Raw genomic sequence first — 3,184 nt, 5'->3', positions numbered from 1 at the left:
AGGACATCACCCATCAGCATGGAAAAGCCGCCATCGCCGCACATGGCAATGACCTGCCGGTCCGGATCGATCGCCTGGGCGCCGATTGCCTGCGACAGCGCATTGGCCATGGAACCGTGCGAGAAGGAGCCGATCAGCCGGCGCTTGCCGTTCATGCCGACATAGCGGGCGGCCCAGACTGTCGGCGTGCCGACATCACAGGTGAAGATCGCGTCGTCCGTTGCCTTTTCGCTGAGCAGTTTCGCGAGATATTGCGGGTGAATATTGCCCTTGGCGCTTCTCTCCGAGGCAAGGGAGTCCAGCGCCTCGCGGGCCTTTCTGTAGTGCTTGACGGCATTGTCGAGGAACTTGCTGCTGCGGTCTTTCTTCAGCTTCGGCAGCAGCGCGCGGATTGTGGAGCCAACGTCACCAAGAATGCCGAGATCGACTTGCGTATGCGCGCCGAGCGCCTCCGCGCGGGTGTCGATCTGCGCGATCTGCGCCTCTTCGGGATAGAAGGCGCGATAGGGAAAGGCGGAGCCAAGAATGAGCAGCGTATCGGCTGATTCCATCGCGTGGTAACCTGATGAAAAGCCGATCAGCCCCGTCATGCCGACATCGTAGGGGTTGTCATACTCGATGAATTCCTTGCCGCGCATGGCGTGCACCATGGGCGATTGCAGCGCCTCGGCAAGGGCCAGCACGTCGGCGCGCGCGCCAGCGCAGCCGGCGCCGCACAGAAGCGTGATGTTGCTGCCGTTGTTCAGCAGTTCGGCGAGCCTGTCGATCTCCGCCTCGGGCGGCGTCATGGCCGGCTCGACCGGCGCATTCCAGCGGATTGCCGTATCGCCCGGCATGTCCTTCAGCGCGACGTCGCCCGGCAGGACGATGACGGCGACGCCCTTCTTCGCGATTGCCGTGCGCATGGCGACTTCGAGCACATAGGGCATCTGCTCAGGCGAGGAGATCAATTCGCAGTAGACGCTGCATTCACGGAACAGTTCCTGCGGATGGGTCTCCTGGAAATAACCGCTGCCGATCTCGGAGGACGGGATATGGGCGGCGATCGCAAGGACGGGAACATGGCTGCGGTTGCAATCATAAAGGCCGTTGATGAGATGCAGGTTGCCAGGCCCGCAGGAACCGGCGCAGACCGCCAGTTCGCCGGTAAGATGCGCCTCCGCGCCGGCGGCGAAGGCGGCTGCCTCCTCATGGCGGGTGCCCATCCACTCAAGCGTCTTCAGCCGGCCGATACTGTCACTGAGGCCATTCAGCGAGTCGCCGGTCACGCCCCAGATGCGTTTCACCCCTGCCGCGCCGAGATAGCGGGCAATGTAATGTGCGATGCTTTCTGCCATGGATAGCTCTTTTCCTTGCCTGGCGTCCTGGAGGAACCGGCAGCGGGCGCCTGCATCTGCCGGAACGATCATCCGGCTCCGCGCATGACGAAGCTTGAGAAAAGACCATCGGAGATCAGCAAAAGCTTAACAACCGATCGACGGGAGGTGAAGCCCTGGCGTCGTTTTTCCGAAAGAGCCCGGCTACCGGAGTCTGGGCCTGAAGCGCTGATCAGGCGAAACGTTCAGTTGTCATTGTCACAATAGAACATGTCAAAGCCGAGCGTGTCGCATTCCGGCGGGCCGGGCCTGCAGGAGAGCGTCGGGCAACCCTTGGTGTCCCTGGTCGGCACGACCCGCTGCACGGCATGCCCGCCCTGGCCGAAACAGATGGTCGGGCTGTCGACGTAGCGGTCATAGAGGATGCGGCCGCTGCCGCTCGGCGACGGATAACGCAGGATGGCGGCGCCCTCGCGGTCGAGAATGCCGTGGACCTGATTGCAGGTCATGTCCTGAATGTCGTACCGATTGATCGGCTCCTGCGCCGTTGCGGAACCGGCCGCTGCCAGGAGCATTGCTGTTGCGAGAAAAAGCTTCATGATCTACCCAATGCCCGTGTCGGGGCTCCTCCATACTCGTGCACCACGACTTTATACCATAAGGAGAATTTCAACGCCATGACGCAACCTGCGGAAAAAGATGCACAAATTCGTGACATCCTGCGCTCGGTCAAACGTATCGCGCTTGTCGGCGCATCGCCGAAACCGGAACGCCCGAGCCATCGGGTGATGGGGTTTCTGCTGTCGAAGGGTTACGCGGTGGTGCCGGTCAATCCCGGGCTTGCAGGAAAAGAAATTCATGGCGAGACCGTTTACGAAAGTCTTGCCGCCATCCCCGGCGCCATCGACATGGTCGATATCTTTCGGGCATCCGAATATGTCGGCGGCGTGGTGGACGAGGCGCTGGCGCTCGATCCGCTGCCCGGGGTGATCTGGATGCAACTCGACATCGTCGACGAGGAAGCGGCTCAAAGAGCGAGGGCGAGGGGACTTGACGTCGTGATGGACCGGTGCCCGGCGATCGAATATCCGCGGCTGATCGGCTGAGGCCGGCTCAGCCCTCGAAGCGCAGCAGGTCGGGATCGGCGCGCATCTCGCTCAGGATCTCGGCGTTCTCGCAATATTCGCGGAAATGTCGGTCTGCCATGCTGCAGGCCAGATCATCGCGGCAGCGCTCTTTCGCGCGGCAGCCCGCGCAATTGGCCTGCATGCCGTAATAAAGGCGGCGATACTGGAATTCCGCCTCCACCGGATCGATGTTGAGCGCCTTCATCATTTCGCTCATTTCGCTGGCGTCGCGCGGCTCGGCCGTGGCAATGTCCTCTTCGGCGATCCGCTGGAGAAAAGCCAGGAGGGCGGCCTCCTCGCCTTCGAAATGGGCGGCGTCGCGCCAATCGGCATAACGGTCGCCGGCGCGATTGTCCTCAGTCAGAACGTCCATTGCGATGCTCCTATTGGTCGACAGCGATATTGACGTTTGTATAAAAGGCGACATTGATCTTGATCAAAACAGGACCGGCCGGAAGATCTATGGACGGTCCGCAAAACAGGGAAGGAATACTTGATGGACAACAGAGAACCGGGCTTTTCGACGCTGTCGATCCACGCCGGAGCGGCGCCCGACACCGCGACCAATGCGCGGGCGACGCCGATCTACCAGACCACCTCATACGTCTTCAACAACTCCGATCATGCCGCTGCGCTGTTCGGGCTGAAGGAATTCGGCAATATCTACACGCGCATCATGAACCCCACCACGGCGGTTCTGGAAGAGCGCGTGGCCGCGCTTGAGGGCGGCGCGGCGGCGCT

At 61.7% G+C, this 3,184-nt stretch carries 5 protein-coding genes; 2 read left to right on the top strand and 3 right to left on the bottom strand.

Annotated elements, in window-relative coordinates; genetic code table 11:
- Together poxB and AC5DC2_RS21815 are read right to left on the bottom strand one after the other, a co-directional pair.
- The coding region (gene poxB, locus AC5DC2_RS21820) for a ubiquinone-dependent pyruvate dehydrogenase (RefSeq protein WP_491700000.1) at positions 1-1,337 on the bottom strand (1,337 nt) is incomplete at its 3' end.
- Positions 1,338-1,561: 224 nt separating this feature from the next.
- Positions 1,562-1,915, bottom strand: coding sequence for a hypothetical protein (locus AC5DC2_RS21815; protein ID WP_024709583.1), 354 nt, complete (start codon positions 1,913-1,915; stop codon positions 1,562-1,564).
- Between the two features lie 78 nt (positions 1,916-1,993).
- Between AC5DC2_RS21815 and AC5DC2_RS21810 the strand changes: the two genes are divergently transcribed.
- Positions 1,994-2,422, top strand: coding sequence for a CoA-binding protein (locus AC5DC2_RS21810; RefSeq protein WP_024709584.1), 429 nt, complete (start codon positions 1,994-1,996; stop codon positions 2,420-2,422).
- A gap of 7 nt (positions 2,423-2,429) precedes the next feature.
- Here the strand turns inward: AC5DC2_RS21810 and AC5DC2_RS21805 are convergent, their stop codons facing one another.
- Positions 2,430-2,816 carry a DUF6455 family protein gene (locus AC5DC2_RS21805; RefSeq protein ID WP_024709585.1) on the bottom strand — a complete coding sequence of 129 codons (387 nt, stop codon included), beginning with the start codon at positions 2,814-2,816 and terminating at the stop codon, positions 2,430-2,432.
- A gap of 123 nt (positions 2,817-2,939) precedes the next feature.
- On the opposite strand from AC5DC2_RS21805, the gene AC5DC2_RS21800 reads away from it, so the two are divergent.
- Positions 2,940-3,184: PLP-dependent transferase (locus AC5DC2_RS21800; RefSeq protein ID WP_491699999.1), on the top strand; the 245-nt coding region annotated here is incomplete at its 3' end.

The sequence above is a fragment of the Martelella sp. genome (assembly GCF_984369615.1).
Note: the sequence above shows the minus strand (reverse complement) of the source record. Positions and strands in the feature narration are given on the sequence as shown.

What these genes read in the sequence shown, in the direction of transcription:
- AC5DC2_RS21815 (WP_024709583.1), bottom strand. Translation starts at nt 1,915, where the DNA reads ATGAAGCTTTTTCTCGCAACAGCAATGCTCCTGGCAGCGGCCGGTTCC.
- AC5DC2_RS21810 (WP_024709584.1), top strand. Translation starts at nt 1,994, where the DNA reads ATGACGCAACCTGCGGAAAAAGATGCACAAATTCGTGACATCCTGCGC.
- AC5DC2_RS21805 (WP_024709585.1), bottom strand. Translation starts at nt 2,816, where the DNA reads ATGGACGTTCTGACTGAGGACAATCGCGCCGGCGACCGTTATGCCGAT.